The organism is Microcystis aeruginosa NIES-843 (assembly GCF_000010625.1).
Lineage (GTDB): Bacteria > Cyanobacteriota > Cyanobacteriia > Cyanobacteriales > Microcystaceae > Microcystis > Microcystis aeruginosa.
In genome coordinates, this window is sequence record NC_010296.1 from 211,502 (window position 1) to 227,215 (window position 15,714).

Here is a 15,714-nt window from a genome sequence, read left to right on the forward strand (position 1 = left end):
CTCCCATAGTTTTTCGATGAAATTGAATTAGTAACGAAAGACATACAGTTCAGCTATCGAACTATTTTTATTAGTATAGATGAGAAAAGCAGACCGTGATTGGGTTGTCGCTTTTGGGGATATCTCGTGTAATCATCTCGACATCACCTCCCTTGCCTAGCTTCAGGTAATTCCGATTCTGAGGGTTAACTCTCGAAGGTATTGACTTCTGGCAATAGCTAGAGATTTGTTATTAGCTAAAAGCAAATATTATTTGAGCCAAAATTGCTCGATTCCCCCTAACGATGGGTCTGGTAAAACGTCCTTGACTTTTTTCTTTGTCTGTATATACCCATAATAACAAAACAGGCCGCAGGCCTGTTTCACTGTTAGATTAAGAATAATTAATCCTACCTAATCTCGCGCACTACCGGCTTACCGTCAATAATTTCACCGACGAGAATCAGATCAGCAACCCCGACAAATAAACCATTTTCTAAAACCCCCGGCATATTATTAATAGTTCTTTCCAAATCAGCTGGATCATCGATACTATCAAATTTAACATCGATAACTAAATTGCCTTGATCTGTCACCACGGGGCCAGCTTTTTTCACTCCCATGCGGAGAGAAGGTTTACCACCGAGTGCCTCCAATTTTCGCATCACCGGAGTCATGGCCATGGGTAACACTTCCACCGGCAAAAGAAAAGTCGATCCCAACTTGTCCACCAGCTTATTGCCATCCACTACCACGACAAAAATATCGGCGAGACTATCGACAATTTTCTCCTGAGTATGGGCAGCACCGCCGCCTTTAATCAGGTTTTTCTGGGGATCCACCTCATCGGCCCCATCGATAGCGATATCCATCTTTGCGATGACATCGAGGGTAGTGAGGGGAATTCCGTACTTCCTAGCCAAAACTTGCGCTTGAAAAGAAGTAGGAACCCCGACAATATTGCTGATTTCCCCGCTTTGCAGTCTAGCGCCCAGATACTCGATCGCGTAGGCCGTCGTTGAACCAGTTCCCAATCCCACGACCGAATTAGATTGAACTAGATTAGCGGCGGCCTTACCGACCTCCTGTTTCATGATAATGACCGGATCGATTGCTGTCATGATGCACATTCCTAAAAGCGATGTTTTGAACCTCTTAGTTATCGGCTATCCCTTGCCCTCTTGTCAATGGAATTAGGGATTAGTGGCCTGAGCTGCTAACATTTCCTTGAGTTTAGCCAATTCATTAGCCCAACGGGGATCTGGCTGTAAAGCGTCACCATCGCTGGTAACTTTCGGGGCATTATTGCCACCCCGTTCAGCCTTGCGTTTTTTGCCGCCGCCGCCACCACCACTGGATTTGCGCGGTGCTGCCGTCGTCGGTTTCGGAGTCGGTCTTTCGACTTTTTCCGGGGTTTCTACGCTGGCCTCCGGCCCTTCTGCTTCTTCTCCTTCTTCTTTACCTCCCTTGCTGCGGGGGAGAGCTTTCTCGATTTTGATCGGGTTTTCCATGAAGGATTGGCCGTTGTATTTTTCGATAAACTGGTCGGCTAGTTCATCACTAGGGACGGTAACGAAGGCAAAACCGCGACATTTGCCAGTTTTGCGATCTTTGATGACTTTAGTGGTGATCGTATCCCCTTCATCGGCAAAAAGCGCCTGTAATTTTTCGCGCTCGACGGATTCTTTGGGCAAATTACCAACGTATAGACGAACGGACATGATGGATTCCTCCAAGTATAGGGTGATGTAAAAACTTGTGCGACATTCCGTGCCTGTATCCTGATTTTTTTAAGGCAAACAGAGCTAAGGAGGATGTTTCCCAGCGATAAGCTTGTAGTTTCTGCACGATAGCGGCTGTGGCCGTCAATTTCGACTATCCTTAACGATTTCAACGAGAGTAACGGAATCTAGGAGTTACGCTTTTTAGCTTTTAACAGGGCTAATCATTCAACTTACCCGATTTATGTCGCTCTCTTCGATTATTACAGAATGTTTACACAATTTGTCAAATATTTTCTCTCGCTCCGGGCTGCCATGGAAAAAAATAAGTATAACTACTTAAGTATTTGTTCACAGTAAGCAAAATTTTATTAAAACTCTTGCTAAATGTATCATTATATGCTTCTTTCCTTTTGGCGGCGGGGTATCCTAGCTAACGGGAGGGAAAAAGCAAAACCCTCTTTACAGATACATTGACACTTTGTCAAGTATTTGTTACATTAGTTAAAAAAGGTGATACCCATCACCCATCTCGCTTGTTATCAACCACTGTCTTCATCGAGGAGGAACACCATGTCTCAACCGATCGAACTTTCCTTAGAACAACAGTTCAACATTCGTTCTTTTCAGACTCAGGTAGAAAAAATGAGTCAGGAGCAAGCGCAGGATTTCCTGATCAAGCTCTACGAACAAATGATGGTCAGAGAAAATATGTACAAAGCTTTTCTCAAACACCAGTGGGGTCTAGATTCTAATCCCTGGGCTCCCCAATAACTCATTTCACCCCTGTGGGCGACCTCTTTCTCCGGCTGGGTTTCTCCGGAAACGAGCTAGGGATGCGGGGCGCATTTCTTCACCTTTTTAGCTATTCTTAGGGAAGGATAACCGAATTGCTAGGGGTTAATTTATGTTCGAGCGCGCTTTGATCTGTACAGATCTTTTCGATGGTCTCCATCGTCTTGTCCATTGTGTGCCACACTTAGCCCTGAGCGGCTTAAAACAAGTTATCTTCCTCCACAGTATTCCGGTTTGGGAACAACCCACCCTAGCTGCCGTAAATCAAGCGAAAATTGACGCGGCCAAAGAAAAATTATCCCCAGCTTTAGCAAATATTCCCGACGGTATGACAGTTAGTCTGGAAATCTCTAACCGTCGTCCCGTGGATGCCGTACGGGAAATCCTCGCGCATCACTCTATTGACGTGATTTTGATGGGCAATCCCATGCGCGGTGCTGTCCAAGAAAAATTGTTCGGTAGTACCAGTTTAGCGATCGCAGGTATTACCGATATTCCGCTGCTGATTTTCCGACCGCAATTATTATCAGTTTATACTCGCGATGAATTAGCCCTGCGCTGTCAGCATCTCTGGAAACATTTATTAATTCCCTACGATGGCAGTCCCGATGCGATTTATCTAATTGAACAGATGGAAAAATACGCTCAAACCCGCGCCCCTGGGTCTTTTGAGCAATGCCTCCTCGTCCGGGTAGTGGAAAATATCAGTCGCGATCCCGGTGTCACCGAATCTCGTTTAAATGATGCCCGTCGGGAATTAGAATCGGTGCAAGTGCGACTAGAAAAACTCGGTTTGCAAGTACAGAGCGAAGTGCGACAAGGAACACCTGTATTAGAAGTTTTGACGGCAGCAGAAGAAGATGATATCAGTGCGATCGCTGTGGCCACCTGCCATCGTTCCAATATGTTGGAATGGTTAGCCGTGCGTCGGATTAATGAAGATATTCTTCATCAACTGTGGTTCCCCTTATTATTTTTCTCCCCCAAGGGATAAGCTAGAAAAAAGGCTCTCTTGGTTTAGCTGGGTTGGATAAACCACAGAGACACAAAGAACACAGAGAGGAAGACAGATTCGATCAGTAAATCTATCACACAAACCACAAGAGAGCCGAAGATTTTTTTGGGAAAATTAACTTAAGTAAGTAGTTATAATTAAATTAAAAATAGATTTTGCCTCTGATCCCCCCTGCCCCCCTTAATAAGGGGGGTGTCTGACAACTTTTAACAACTACCTACTTAACTGCTCGATTAATCCAATAACTTTAGCCTTAATTTCATCGCGAACTCGGCGAAAAGTTTCGATGGGTTGACCATCGGGATCATCAATTAACCAATCCTCGAAAATTTCCTGTAAAACCCATCCTTCCGGCAGATTGACACCGCAACCACATAGGGAGATAACGGCATCGTAATCTTCAGGATTAAAATCCCTAATTGATTTGGAAGTTTGGTCAGTAATATCGATGCCAATTTCCTGCATAACTTCGATTGCCCCGGGATGAACTTTGGCCGCTTCTAATCCAGAACTGGTGACAGCAATTTTACCCGCACCTAAAGTTTTAGCGAAACCTTCGGCGATTTGGGAACGACAGGAATTTTTTCTACAGGCAAACATGACTTTTTTCATGATTTTAACTCCTAGAAATTGATTTAATTAATAGCTTTATGGGCAATTGTGGCTATTTCTTGGGCGGCTTTTTCCTTCCTTTCACTATAGCGATCGGTCAGATAATCTACCTGATCCCGCAGGAGAATGGTAAACTTATAAAGTTCCTCCATCACATCAATAACCCGATCTCGATAGGGGGAATCTTTCATCGTGCCATCCTCGTGAAACTCCTGATAAGCTTTAGCCACAGAAGATTGATTAGGAATAGTAAACATTCGCATCCAACGACCAAGAATTCGCAGAGTATTAACCGCGTTAAAAGATTGGGAACCTCCGCTTACTTGCATGACTGCTAAAGTGCGGCCTTGAGTGGGACGAATCGCACCAATACTTAAGGGAATCCAATCAATTTGGTTTTTGATAATGCCGCTAATATTGCCGTGAAGTTCGGGAGATGACCAGACTTGACCCTCAGACCATTGACTTAATTCTCGTAATTCCTGTACTTTGGCATGAGTATCGGGAACACTGCCATAAATCGGCAATTCACGGGGATCAAAAAAGCGCACTTCTGCCCCATATTCAGTGATAATTCTGGCCGCTTCTTCTGCTAGTAAACGACTGTAGGAACGTTCCCGCAAAGAGCCATACAGAAAAAGAATCCTTGGTTTGTGAGTCGATTGGAGCATGGTGAATAATTATTTGTAAGAACTCAAGCAACGAGGATCGAGAAGGGTGGCTTTTTCTGGATCTCTGGGAAACCAAAAGGCGGTTTTTTTACAGAATTCTACCAACATTAACATCACAGGTACTTCAATCAATACCCCCACTACTGTCGCTAAAGCGGCCCCCGAATTCAATCCGAATAACATCACCGCAGTGGCGATTGCGACCTCAAAATGATTACTAGCACCAATTAAAGCAGCGGGAGCCGCATCTTCGTAAACTAAATTGAGTTTGAGAGCGGCCACATAACTAAGTAAAAAAATCAGATTAGTTTGAATAAACAGGGGAATAGCAATCAGGAAAATATGCAGGGGATTACTAACAATTAAATCGCCTTTGAAAGCAAAGAGGAGGATTAAGGTTAACAATAAGGCAGTGATTGCCACAGGACTGAGATAGTGAAGAAAACGCGATTCAAACCAGGCGCGTCCTTTATGTTTAAAAATCCAGTGACGGCTATAGATACCAGCAATAAGCGGTAAACCAACGTAGATTAACACAGAAAAAACAATGGTCTGCCAAGGGACTACAAAATTATTAGCTGCCAGTAACCATTTACCTAGAGGAGCGTAGAGAAAAAGCATCGCTAGGGAATTGACTGCTACCATAATTAGGGTATGACCCTGGTTACTGTAGGAAAGATAGCCCCACATCAAGACCATGGCCGTACAGGGAGCAATTCCTAGTAAAATAGCTCCAGCAGTGTAGGAACTAGCTAAACTTACCGTCTGTCCTCGGATAATCTCCGTTTGACTCAACCAAGGCAGAAACAGCCAGCCGAGAAAAAATTGAGCCAGCGCCACCATGGTAAAGGGTTTGATCAGCCAATTAACCACTAAAGTTAAAATAACTGGTTTGGGAGTACGGGCAGCCCGAAGAGCTTGAGAAAAGTCGATCTTAACCATGATCGGATACATCATGAAGAAAAGACAGATGGCGATCGGAATAGAAACGTTATAGATACTCATGGCATCTAAAGTCTGCGCTACGTCCGGAAATGACCGACCGAGGGCAATTCCCGCCAAAATACAGAAAATAACCCAAAGGGTAAGGTATTTTTCAAAAATACTAAGGCTACCGCCAGCTTTGGCGGCTTTAGGATTGATTTGATTAGTCATCGCACAAAGGTGGAAAGGGAATAATGGGAGATTGGGCAACCCACCTTTATTATTTCAAAAAAAGTTGATATGTCAAGGGTAAAAGCTAGTCATAAAGCTTTAATATTTCTAAAAATCTTGATCGGTTACTGATTTTCCTCGCAGAAACGAGCGGGGACGAGGGCGGCAAAACGACGATATTCGGATAGATATTCTTCTAGGAGAAGAAATTGAGATAGATTCAGGCTGTAGTAGATCCAACGACCCTCTTGACGACTGCGGACTAAATTAGCTTCTTTTAGCGTTTTTAGGTGAAAAGATAATTTAGATTGGGCGATATCGAGATGGTCGCGCAATTCACAGACGCATAATTCCTGATGTCGCAACAGTTGCAAAATTTGCAGCCGTAGGGGATCCGAGAGTGCCTGAAAACCAGTGTAAATTTGGGTTAACGAGTCGGGAGATGTGGTCAGAGAGTTGAACATTGAGATGGTCCCTCGGTGGGAAGGAAAGAGGAAAGCGGGAAAATTCAGAATTGCAACAAAACTTTATGTATTTTTGTATCGAATCAGGAAAACCAGCGAATCATCCCCTGTATGATAGACAATGGTTTTGACCAGATTAGCCCTTAAAATCATTGTAAACAGGTTAGGAGACATCATGGAATTATTTGCGGCTCTCAATTTAGAACCCATTTTTCAACTCACCTTCGTGGCGCTAATCATGTTAGCTGGCCCCTTTGTCATTTTCCTACTAGCTTTTCGTGGTGGCGACCTATAAAAACCGCCTCCCCCCCATTGTTATTCGTGCTTTTTTGACTTCTCTCCTCTTTAGGGAGAGATTTTTTGTCTAAAAGTCAGGAGTCAGGAGATAGGAGTCAGGAGATTGCTTTTATTTATTCTCCCCACTTCCCCACTTCCCCACTTCCCCACTTCCCAATTCATAATTTATAATTCATAATTCATAATTCACAATTCCCACTCCCCCTCTCCTAACAATCGACTGCTAAGATCGAACAGAGCGATCGATCTCTCGCTCCCACGATACCTGATAAAACTATCTATGATCATTAAAAATAACCCCTATTATCGGGCTGTAATCGGCTTTTGGGTGGCTTTCCTTGTGTTTTGGGGTTTTGGGAGTTTCTCACCCCTTCTTGCCCAAGCGAAAGAGCAATCAGCCGATGTACAATCGATTACCCCCTACCTTAAGCAATTTCAACAAAAAATTACCGAATTTCGCCTCGACAACGGACTAAAATTCATTATCCTAGAAAATCGCGATGCCCCGGTTATTTCCTTTGTCACCTACGCGGATGTGGGAGGTGCCGATGAACCGGACGGTAAAACAGGAGTTGCCCACTTTTTGGAACATTTAGCCTTTAAAGGCACAAAAACCATCGGTACTAGCGATTATCTTAGCGAGAAAAAAGTCCTCGATCGCCTTGAAGCTATAGACAAAGAACTACAAGCGGCCAAAAAAGCGGGTAAAAGCGCAGAAGTGACCAAATTAACGGAAGAATTTCAAAAAACTAAGGCAGAGTCCGAGAAATTCGTCCAACGCAACGAATACGGGCAAATCGTCGAAACTCAGGGAGGAGTCGGTTTAAATGCCACCACTTCCAGTGATGCAACTAGCTATTTTTACAGTTTCCCGTCGAATAAATTGGAATTGTGGATGTCTTTGGAATCGGAAAGATTTTTAGAACCGGTGTTCCAACGGGAATTTTACAAAGAAAAAGACGTAATTCTGGAAGAAAGACGGATGCGGACGGATAATAGCCCCTTGGGTCTATTAATCGAAGCTTTTCTCGATCAAGCTTATACTGTCCATCCCTACAAACGTCCCGTTATCGGCTACGATCGAGATATTCGCAATCTGGAACCCTCAGATATCCAAAACTTTTTCGATAAATTTTATGCTGCCAGTAATTTAACCATAGCTATCGCCGGGGATGTGGACCCAGAACAGGTCAAACAGTTAGCTAAGGTTTATTTTGGTCGTTTTCCCGCTAAACCGAAACCCCCACAGGTGACGGTAGTGGAACCGGACCAAACCAAAACAAAGGAAATTACCCTAAAATTAGCCTCGCAGCCTTGGTATTTAGAAGGATACCATCGTCCCGCCCTCAATCATCCCGATCATGCGGTTTACGAGGTTATCGCCACTTTAATGAGTGAAGGAAGAACTTCGCGACTGTATAAAGCTTTAGTGGAGGACAAACAACTTGCCCTCGCTGCCCAGGGATTTAACGGCTTTCCGGGAGATAAATACCCGAATTTGCTGTTATTCTATGCTCTTACCGCTCCTAATGCCAGTGTGGAGGAAGTAGCGCAGGGTTTGAATTTGGAGTTGGAAAGATTGAAAAATGAACCGGTTTCGGAACAGGAATTAGAACGGGTTAAAAATCAACTACGGGCAGCCCTATTAAGAGGTCTTGATTCTAACATGGGCATGGCGCGATCCTTGATTGAATACGAGGTAAAAACCGGCGATTGGCGTAATTTATTCGCCCAATTAGATGCTTATAATGCTGTCACCGCAGCTGATATTCAACGGGTGGCTAAAGAGACTTTTACCCCCGAAAATCGCACTATTGGCCGAATTTTACCGAAATAGAGAGATGGGGAGATAGGGAAGTGGGGAAATGGGGGAAGTGGGGAAGTGGGGAAGTGGGGGAAGTGGGGAAGTGGGCGAATTTCAACTAAAACCCCATCACCCCCCGCAACGCGCACGCAGTGACCACCCCAACACCCCAACACCCTAAAACCCCAACACCCTAAAACCCTAACACCCTAACACCCAAAACCTAAAATAAATATAATCATGAAAAAACGCTTACAATGGCTAGGTTTAATCCTGATCACCCTGATAGGTGTCCTAGCTTTTCGTTCCCCGGCAATTGCCCAAACCCCGCGACATTTTACCGATTTAACTTTTCCTCCTCTTCCTGAAGTGACAGTTCCCCAATACGAACGTTATCAACTAGATAATGGTATGGTGGTTTATTTAGTGGAGGATCGGAGCTTACCTTTAGTGAGTGGTACGGCGATGATTCGGACAGGAGGGAGATTAGAATCCGGGGAAAAAGTCGGATTAGCCGATATTACTGGAACCGTGCTGCGTAGTGGTGGCACGGAGAAACATCCTTCTAATGTCTTAAATCAGTTATTAGAACAAAGAGCAGCCCTAGTAGAAACCTCGATCGATCTTAACGCTGGAACTGCTAGTTTTAGCGCTCTTAGTGAAGATTTAGAAGCAGTTTTTAATCTCTTTGCCGAGGTTTTGCGTTCCCCAGCTTTTGAAAGTCAGAGGGTAGAATTAGCCAAAGTTCAGGAAAAAGGCGCGATTGCCCGACGTAATGATGATCCTGATGATATTGCTAGTCGGGAGTTTAAAAAGCTAGTCTATGGTGATAATAGCCCCTACGCTCGTACTGTAGAATATAGCACTTTAGCTAATATTGACCGTCAGGATTTAATCGATTTTTATCGTACCTATGTCCGTCCCGACCAAATAATTTTAGGAATTGTCGGTGATTTTGATTCTCAGTCGATGAAAGCATTAATCAATAAAACTTTTGGCGATTGGAAAAATCCCGCCACTGCCACTAAAATTGTCACCCCTTCTGCAACCCAAAAAAATCTTCAAGGTGTCTTTGTTGTCAATCAACCCCAATTAACCCAGAGTAGCGTTTTATTAGGTCATCTTGGGGGTCGTTTGGATAGTCCAGACTATCCCGCTTTAACGGTATTGAATGAGATTTTAAGCGGTTTTGGTGGTCGTTTATTTAATGAAGTGCGTTCCCGTCAAGGATTAGCTTATTCTGTCTATGGTATCTGGAATAGTCGTTATGATTATCCCGGTTTATTTATTGCCGGAGGTCAAACTCGCACCGATGCCACCGTACCTTTTATTAAGGCAATTTTAGGCGAAATCGAGCGACTTCGCAATCAACCCGTTACTGCCAAAGAATTGGAAGATGCTAAAAATGCTATTCTCAATTCTTTTGTTTTTAAGTTTGAGAAACCTGCTCAAAATTTATCGCGATTGATGACCTATGAATACTATGGTTATCCCCAAGATTTTATCTTCCGTTATCAACAAGCGGTAAAAGGGGTGACAATTGCCGATATTCAACGAGTGGCCCAACAATATCTACAACCGAATCAAATTGTGACTCTTGTGGTGGGTAATGAACAGGAAATTCAACCTCCCTTATCCAGTTTGGGAACTACGGTTAAAACTGTTGATGTCACCATCACACAAATATAAATAAATCTAGGTTGGATTGAGCTAAACTAGGTGAAATCCAACCTAGAAAAATGGGACAAATATAGCACGATATATGACTTTACAACTCACCATAAATTATCCTGAAAAATTACCCGACTTTCTTCAAAAAACACGAGAGGAATTCGAGAGAGAAGCAACCTGGGCTATGGTAGTAAAACTCTTTGAGATGAAACGTATTTCATCGGGTATGGCTGCCAATTTATTAGGAGTGGATAGGGTTAATTTTTTATTGAGATTGACCGATTTTGGCGTAGGGATGATTGACTTAACAGAAGAAGAACTATTATCAGACCTTGAAAATGCCTAAAGCTAAATTACAGCCCTTCTCATAAAAAAAAGTATAACCTAATTTGGTATTGACTCCTGACTGCTGACGACCGACTCCCCAAAACGAAAACTTCCTATCTCACCATTGAGATAACTGCTGTAACTATTTTGAGATAACTAAGGCTATCATTCAGGAAAGTTACTGTTGAGACTCCTGATTAGTTTGTTAATTTTTGTGTTAAGTAGCTAGACAATTAAACCCTTTAGAGATAGGGTGATCGTAGCTGAGTTTGCTATTATATAGTTTTGTAAATAAATATCAAACTCAAGGGTTTTTGAAGATGGTATGTCGCTAAACTGAAAGTATAAAGTACAGAGGTAAAAATACTTATGATGCTACTACAAGATGTTGCGAGAACCTCTAGAGAACAAGCATTAATTCTGTGGTTTGAAGAAGTAGACAGCAAAGACGTGGGATTAGTCGGTGGGAAAAACTCCTCATTAGGCGAAATGATCCAACAATTAACCCCGAAAGGGATTAATGTCCCCACAGGATTCGCCACCACCGCTTACGCTTACCGTCACTTTGTCGAAAAAGCCGGACTAGACGCACAATTAAGACAAATTTTCCAAGATTTAGACGAAAACGATGTCCAAAACTTGCAAGAAAAAGGTAAACAAGCACGCACATTAATTCTCAATACACCGTTCCCCGATGATTTAAGTCATGCGATCGCTATTGCCTATCGCCGACTCTGTGAACGTTATGGCGATGATCTCTATCATTCCATAGATGTGGCCGTTCGCTCAAGCGCCACTGCCGAAGACTTACCAGAAGCGAGTTTTGCCGGACAACAGGAAACCTATCTCAACGTGCAAGGGGTAAGGGGAGTTTTAGAAGCTTGCCATAAATGTTTTGCCTCTTTATTCACCGATCGCGCTATTTCCTACCGTCATCATAACGGTTTCGATCACTTTGCCGTCGCCCTTTCCGTCGGTGTCCAAAAAATGGTGCGTTCAGATCTAGCCACCTCCGGGGTGATGTTTTCCATCGATACGGAAACAGGGTTCAAAAATGCCACTTTAATCACGGCAGCCTACGGTTTAGGGGAAAATGTCGTGCAAGGAGCCGTTAACCCCGACGAATATCTGGTTTTTAAACCCACTCTTAAAAACGGTTACAAACCCATCCTCGACAAACGCCTCGGCAGTAAAGCCATCAAGATGATCTACGATGATGGAGGATCGCGTCTAACCAAGAATATCCGAGTTAACAAGCTAGAACAGGATCAATTCTGCATTAGTGACCAAGAAATCCTCACTTTAGCCCGTTGGACGACCCAAATCGAGGAACATTACTCGCAAGTGCGCGGAACCTACACCCCCATGGACATCGAATGGGCAAAAGATGGGATCACGGGAGAACTCTTTATCGTTCAGGCGCGTCCAGAAACCGTACAATCGCAAAAAGCAGCTAATATCCTTAAATCCTACGAAATTAAGCAAAGAAGTCAAGTTTTAGCGGTGGGACGGAGTGTAGGTGCGGCAATCGGTCAAGGAAAAGCCAGAGTCATCCTCAGTGTAGACAAAATCAACAACTTTAAACCGGGAGAAGTTCTCGTCACCAATCGCACGGATCCCGACTGGGAACCGATTATGAAACAAGCAAGCGCGATCGTTACTAATCAGGGTGGTCGTACTTGCCATGCCGCTATTATCGCACGAGAAATGGGCATTCCGGCGATCGTGGGTTGCAATAATGCCACGGAAACGATTAAAACCGGTCAGGAAGTCACCGTTTGCTGTGCGGAGGGGGATGAAGGGAAAGTTTACCTCGGATTGCTACCCTTTGAAATTATTGAAACTCCCCTGGACAATTTGCCCCAAACTCGGACAAAAATCCTCATGAATATCGGTAATCCCGAAAAAGCCTTCGCTTTTGCCGATATTCCTGCTCAAGGGGTCGGTTTAGCGCGTCTAGAGTTTATTATCGCTAACCATATTCAGGCCCACCCCAGCGCCTTGCTGAAATTCCACGAATTGGAAGAAGGAGACGTAAAAGACCAAATCGCCGAATTAACCAAACACTACGAGGATAAACCCCAATTTTTCGTCGATAAATTGGCCCGGGGAATTGCCATGATTGCAGCCGCATTCTACCCCAAAGATGTAATTGTGCGGATGTCCGATTTTAAATCCAATGAATACGCTAATTTATTGGGTGGCAAACCCTTTGAACCCAAGGAAGAAAACCCGATGATCGGTTGGCGCGGCGCTTCCCGTTATACTGATCCTAATTATCGCGAGGCTTTCGCTTTGGAATGTCGGGCGCTGAAAATGGTACGGGAAGAAATGGGATTAACTAATGTGATTCCGATGATTCCTTTCTGTCGTACTCCCGAAGAAGGGATGAGAGTCCTCGAAGAAATGGCGAAAAATGGTCTCGAACGCGGGGTTAATGGTTTGCAAGTTTATGTGATGTGTGAGTTACCAAGTAATGTAATTCTTGCCGACCAATTTGCTCAGGTGTTTGACGGATTTTCGATCGGTTCTAATGATTTGACCCAATTAACCTTAGGATTAGATCGGGATTCTGCCCTAGTTGCCCATCTTTTTGATGAACGGAATGAGGGAGTTAAACGCATGGTGAAAATGGCCATTGAAACCGCTAAAGCCCAAAATCGCAAAATCGGTATCTGTGGTCAAGCTCCCAGTGATTATCCCGAATTTGCTCAATTTTTAGTGGAATTAGGCATCGATTCTATCAGTCTTAATCCTGATTCTGTCCTCAAGACTTTATTGATGGTGGCAGCAGTGGAGCAAGGACAATAGTTTAGTGATAAAGGTGGGACTTGCCCACCTTTTTTTGTACTAAGCCAACTAACTTCATCATACTGAAAATACATATAGCCCAATGGCTATTTTTTAGTTGTCTCTTAACAAAGATTAACTTTAAACTGCGATCAAGAGATAAACTTAGATTTCGTCAGGATTAAGGCCTAATTCCCGCAGTTTATTGGCTAATCGTTCCGCTCGTTGTTTTTCCTGATTATAGCTAGTGAAAGCTTGTCCATCGGGATAAAAAAGCGACATTTCCGGTTCGATCCCCCCTGCCCCCCTTGATAAGGGGGGTGCCGATCCCCCCTTAATCCCCCCTTAATCCCCCCTTGATAAGCTATCCATTAGTCGGATCTTTCTTAACAAAAAGAGAAGAAACTTAAAAAAAGGGGAAACGATTGATAGGTATAGTTTTGAAAGAAGGAATTAAGGTGGAGGTAAGCAAAAAAATGGAGAAATGGGCAGCCCAAGAATTACAGTATGCAGACCTAGGGGACACCAGAAGAAAGAAAAGGTTAATCAGTATCGTGGAAAACTTGGCCAGTCAACCTAGTACAAGTGTGCCACAAGCTTCAGGAAATCTAGCCGCAGCGAGTGCCACCTACGACTTTTGGAATTCCCCCTATTTTCACCCCTCAGATATAATTGCCGCCCAGGCCAAAAGTACAGTAGAAAGAATCAAAGAACATCCAATAGTTTTGGCAGTGCAAGACACAACAAGTTTAGACTTTACGACGCAAAAAGCCAAAAAAGGCATGGGTTATCTAGATTATAAAAAATCCTTTGGTCTCAAAGTTCATACCACCTTAGGAGTGTCCCCAGTCGGAATACCTTTAGGACTGATTAATCAATATGTCTGGGCAAGAGAAGAAAAGAATTTAGGGATTGCCAAGCAACGCAAAAAAAGAGAAACCCAAGAAAAAGAAAGTCAAAGATGGTTAGATTCTTTGTCAGAAACACAACAACAGATACCCGAAGATATTCAAGTAGTAACAATCGGAGATTGTGAGGCAGACATATTTGATTTATTTGCCCAATCAAGAAGTCCTAACTCTCATTTATTAATTCGAGGAACTCATAACCGAAAAGTTAACTATCTCGAAGACAAGCAAAGGTCAGGGCATTCAGAGCCTAAATATTTACATCAATCCATCAGAGAAATAAAAGCCTGTGGGACCTTAGATGTGCAAGTAAAACGCAATCCTAATCACGAGGCTAGACTAGCTAAACTAACAGTTAGATTTGCCAGTTTTGAAATACAAGTACCTAGCCATCACTCCAAGGCGACCCCTCGTCAACCGGTCAAATTACAGGTAATTTTAGCTGAAGAAGAAAATCCGCATAGCGGAGTTAATCCTATCAGTTGGCTGCTCTTAACTAGCCTAGACATTAGTAGCTTTGAATCAGCGATAACCTGTGTGCGCTGGTATAGTTATCGCTGGTTAATAGAACGCTATCATTTTGTTTTAAAAAGTGGTTGTGGATTAGAAAAACTGCAATTAGAAACGGGTAGGAGAATTGAGATGGCCTTAGCTACCTATTCAATTGTAGCTTGGAGATTACTTTGGTTAACCTATCAAGCACGCTTACACGGAGAGGAGAGTTGTGAAAGTTTTTTGGAAGAACATGAATGGCAATCTTTGTGTGCCACTATTCATAAAAAGAGTCCGCCACCTGAAAAGCCGCCCTCCTTTCGAGAAGCGGTCAGAATGATTGCTTCTCTTGGGGGGTTTTTAGGTAGAAAAGGTGACGGTGAACCTGGTGTTAAAACTATTTGGTTGGGACTGCGAAGGTTACATGATATCAGCCAGACTTGGAAACTATCTCATCAAATTAGTCCCCCTATAGAACCCCCTTGAGCCATCTGGCACACTTTTCTCTTTTTGTCAAATTTTATGTTAAGAAAGATGTGACTAATGGATAGCTTGATAAGGGGGGTGTCTGATAATTTTTAACGCCTACCTACTTATAAGCCAATAACACCACTCTAAAGGGGTCTAGTATAATTAGAAGAGGTTGATCAAAGGGGGTTTATGGACGATAAAACCACAAAGCCAGAAGCATCCGAATCTGAAGAGAAAAAAGAATCAGATTTTGAACAGGAAAGTAAACAGGCTGAAGTTTGGACGGGAAAAATCACTGCTTTTGTTGCCCATCAACTCCGAACCTCCGCTCCTTCCCTTCCAATTGTCGGGGGTAGCATTACAGGCATCTTAACTTGGCTTAGTCAACATGACACGGTTAAGGCGATTATTGTCGGGGGAGTCACCTTTATCGTCACGGGCTTTTTTACCTAAGGATCAGCCTGGAGTCAAGGGTTTTTAGAAACAGCAAGAACCAAAGGTAAAAATCATGGTAAAGGTACAGCCTTAAGCTTTTTTGTTTG

The 15,714-nt window shown here is 43.3% G+C and carries 15 protein-coding genes; 9 read left to right on the forward strand and 6 right to left on the reverse strand.

Features of this window, described 5'->3' with window-relative positions:
• Positions 1 to 389: 389 nt before the first annotated feature.
• Both rpiA and MAE_RS01130 read right to left on the reverse strand, forming a co-directional pair.
• Entirely contained in the window at positions 390 to 1,100 is a 711-nt protein-coding gene (gene rpiA / locus MAE_RS01125) for a ribose-5-phosphate isomerase RpiA (RefSeq protein WP_012263957.1), read from the reverse strand.
• A gap of 72 nt (positions 1,101 to 1,172) precedes the next feature.
• Complete coding sequence (locus MAE_RS01130; protein ID WP_002778716.1) at positions 1,173 to 1,700, reverse strand: RNA recognition motif domain-containing protein; 528 nt, start codon at positions 1,698 to 1,700, stop codon at positions 1,173 to 1,175.
• 573 nt (positions 1,701 to 2,273) lie between these two features.
• On the opposite strand from MAE_RS01130, the gene MAE_RS01135 reads away from it, so the two are divergent.
• Positions 2,274 to 2,474 carry an NblA/ycf18 family protein gene (locus MAE_RS01135; RefSeq protein WP_002739006.1) on the forward strand — a complete coding sequence of 67 codons (201 nt, stop codon included), beginning with the start codon at positions 2,274 to 2,276 and terminating at the stop codon, positions 2,472 to 2,474.
• A gap of 133 nt (positions 2,475 to 2,607) precedes the next feature.
• Positions 2,608 to 3,489: a universal stress protein gene (locus MAE_RS01140; protein WP_041803625.1), complete on the forward strand. Its 882-nt coding sequence runs from the start codon at positions 2,608 to 2,610 to the stop codon at positions 3,487 to 3,489.
• A gap of 234 nt (positions 3,490 to 3,723) precedes the next feature.
• On the opposite strand, the gene arsC is transcribed toward MAE_RS01140, so the two are convergent.
• The 4 genes from arsC to MAE_RS01160 all read right to left on the reverse strand — a co-directional run bounded on the left by arsC (position 3,724) and on the right by MAE_RS01160 (position 6,412).
• Positions 3,724 to 4,122, reverse strand: coding sequence for an arsenate reductase, glutathione/glutaredoxin type (gene arsC, locus MAE_RS01145; protein ID WP_012263959.1), 399 nt, complete (start codon positions 4,120 to 4,122; stop codon positions 3,724 to 3,726).
• A gap of 23 nt (positions 4,123 to 4,145) precedes the next feature.
• Entirely contained in the window at positions 4,146 to 4,793 is a 648-nt protein-coding gene (gene arsH, locus MAE_RS01150) for an arsenical resistance protein ArsH (RefSeq protein ID WP_002757728.1), read from the reverse strand.
• 9 nt (positions 4,794 to 4,802) lie between these two features.
• Positions 4,803 to 5,948 (reverse strand): ACR3 family arsenite efflux transporter, encoded by a 1,146-nt coding sequence (gene arsB, locus MAE_RS01155; protein ID WP_012263960.1) that lies wholly within the window; start codon positions 5,946 to 5,948, stop codon positions 4,803 to 4,805.
• Between the two features lie 125 nt (positions 5,949 to 6,073).
• Positions 6,074 to 6,412, reverse strand: a complete 339-nt coding sequence (locus MAE_RS01160) for an ArsR/SmtB family transcription factor (protein WP_002737698.1) — start codon at positions 6,410 to 6,412, stop codon at positions 6,074 to 6,076.
• Positions 6,413 to 6,587: 175 nt separating this feature from the next.
• Here MAE_RS01160 and psb30 point away from each other — a divergent pair, with 175 nt between their 5' ends.
• The 7 genes from psb30 to MAE_RS34600 all read left to right on the forward strand — a co-directional run bounded on the left by psb30 (position 6,588) and on the right by MAE_RS34600 (position 15,625).
• Positions 6,588 to 6,707, forward strand: coding sequence for a photosystem II reaction center protein Ycf12/Psb30 (gene psb30 / locus MAE_RS01165; RefSeq protein ID WP_002736367.1), 120 nt, complete (start codon positions 6,588 to 6,590; stop codon positions 6,705 to 6,707).
• A gap of 282 nt (positions 6,708 to 6,989) precedes the next feature.
• Positions 6,990 to 8,546: a M16 family metallopeptidase gene (locus tag MAE_RS01170; protein WP_012263962.1), complete on the forward strand. Its 1,557-nt coding sequence runs from the start codon at positions 6,990 to 6,992 to the stop codon at positions 8,544 to 8,546.
• A gap of 207 nt (positions 8,547 to 8,753) precedes the next feature.
• Positions 8,754 to 10,202, forward strand: a complete 1,449-nt coding sequence (locus tag MAE_RS01175) for a M16 family metallopeptidase (RefSeq protein ID WP_002797635.1) — start codon at positions 8,754 to 8,756, stop codon at positions 10,200 to 10,202.
• Positions 10,203 to 10,275: 73 nt separating this feature from the next.
• A complete protein-coding gene (locus MAE_RS01180; RefSeq protein WP_012263963.1) occupies positions 10,276 to 10,530 on the forward strand; it encodes a UPF0175 family protein in 255 nt (84 codons plus the stop codon).
• Positions 10,531 to 10,880: 350 nt separating this feature from the next.
• Entirely contained in the window at positions 10,881 to 13,322 is a 2,442-nt protein-coding gene (gene ppsA / locus MAE_RS01185; RefSeq protein WP_012263964.1) for a phosphoenolpyruvate synthase, read from the forward strand.
• 455 nt (positions 13,323 to 13,777) lie between these two features.
• Entirely contained in the window at positions 13,778 to 15,187 is a 1,410-nt protein-coding gene (locus tag MAE_RS01190) for an IS4 family transposase (protein WP_012263965.1), read from the forward strand.
• A 174-nt stretch (positions 15,188 to 15,361) separates the two neighbouring features.
• Positions 15,362 to 15,625: a hypothetical protein gene (locus tag MAE_RS34600; protein WP_012263966.1), complete on the forward strand. Its 264-nt coding sequence runs from the start codon at positions 15,362 to 15,364 to the stop codon at positions 15,623 to 15,625.
• Positions 15,626 to 15,714 lie beyond the last annotated feature (89 nt).

Excerpts from the sequence above, each read along its gene's own strand:
- rpiA (WP_012263957.1), bottom strand. The coding sequence starts at position 1,100 with ATGACAGCAATCGATCCGGTCATTATCATGAAACAGGAGGTCGGTAAG.
- MAE_RS01130 (WP_002778716.1), bottom strand. The coding sequence starts at position 1,700 with ATGTCCGTTCGTCTATACGTTGGTAATTTGCCCAAAGAATCCGTCGAG.
- MAE_RS01135 (WP_002739006.1), top strand. The coding sequence starts at position 2,274 with ATGTCTCAACCGATCGAACTTTCCTTAGAACAACAGTTCAACATTCGT.
- MAE_RS01140 (WP_041803625.1), top strand. The coding sequence starts at position 2,608 with ATGTTCGAGCGCGCTTTGATCTGTACAGATCTTTTCGATGGTCTCCAT.
- arsC (WP_012263959.1), bottom strand. The coding sequence starts at position 4,122 with ATGAAAAAAGTCATGTTTGCCTGTAGAAAAAATTCCTGTCGTTCCCAA.
- arsH (WP_002757728.1), bottom strand. The coding sequence starts at position 4,793 with ATGCTCCAATCGACTCACAAACCAAGGATTCTTTTTCTGTATGGCTCT.
- arsB (WP_012263960.1), bottom strand. The coding sequence starts at position 5,948 with ATGACTAATCAAATCAATCCTAAAGCCGCCAAAGCTGGCGGTAGCCTT.
- MAE_RS01160 (WP_002737698.1), bottom strand. The coding sequence starts at position 6,412 with ATGTTCAACTCTCTGACCACATCTCCCGACTCGTTAACCCAAATTTAC.
- psb30 (WP_002736367.1), top strand. The coding sequence starts at position 6,588 with ATGGAATTATTTGCGGCTCTCAATTTAGAACCCATTTTTCAACTCACC.
- MAE_RS01170 (WP_012263962.1), top strand. The coding sequence starts at position 6,990 with ATGATCATTAAAAATAACCCCTATTATCGGGCTGTAATCGGCTTTTGG.
- MAE_RS01175 (WP_002797635.1), top strand. The coding sequence starts at position 8,754 with ATGAAAAAACGCTTACAATGGCTAGGTTTAATCCTGATCACCCTGATA.
- MAE_RS01180 (WP_012263963.1), top strand. The coding sequence starts at position 10,276 with ATGACTTTACAACTCACCATAAATTATCCTGAAAAATTACCCGACTTT.
- ppsA (WP_012263964.1), top strand. The coding sequence starts at position 10,881 with ATGATGCTACTACAAGATGTTGCGAGAACCTCTAGAGAACAAGCATTA.
- MAE_RS01190 (WP_012263965.1), top strand. The coding sequence starts at position 13,778 with ATGGAGAAATGGGCAGCCCAAGAATTACAGTATGCAGACCTAGGGGAC.
- MAE_RS34600 (WP_012263966.1), top strand. The coding sequence starts at position 15,362 with ATGGACGATAAAACCACAAAGCCAGAAGCATCCGAATCTGAAGAGAAA.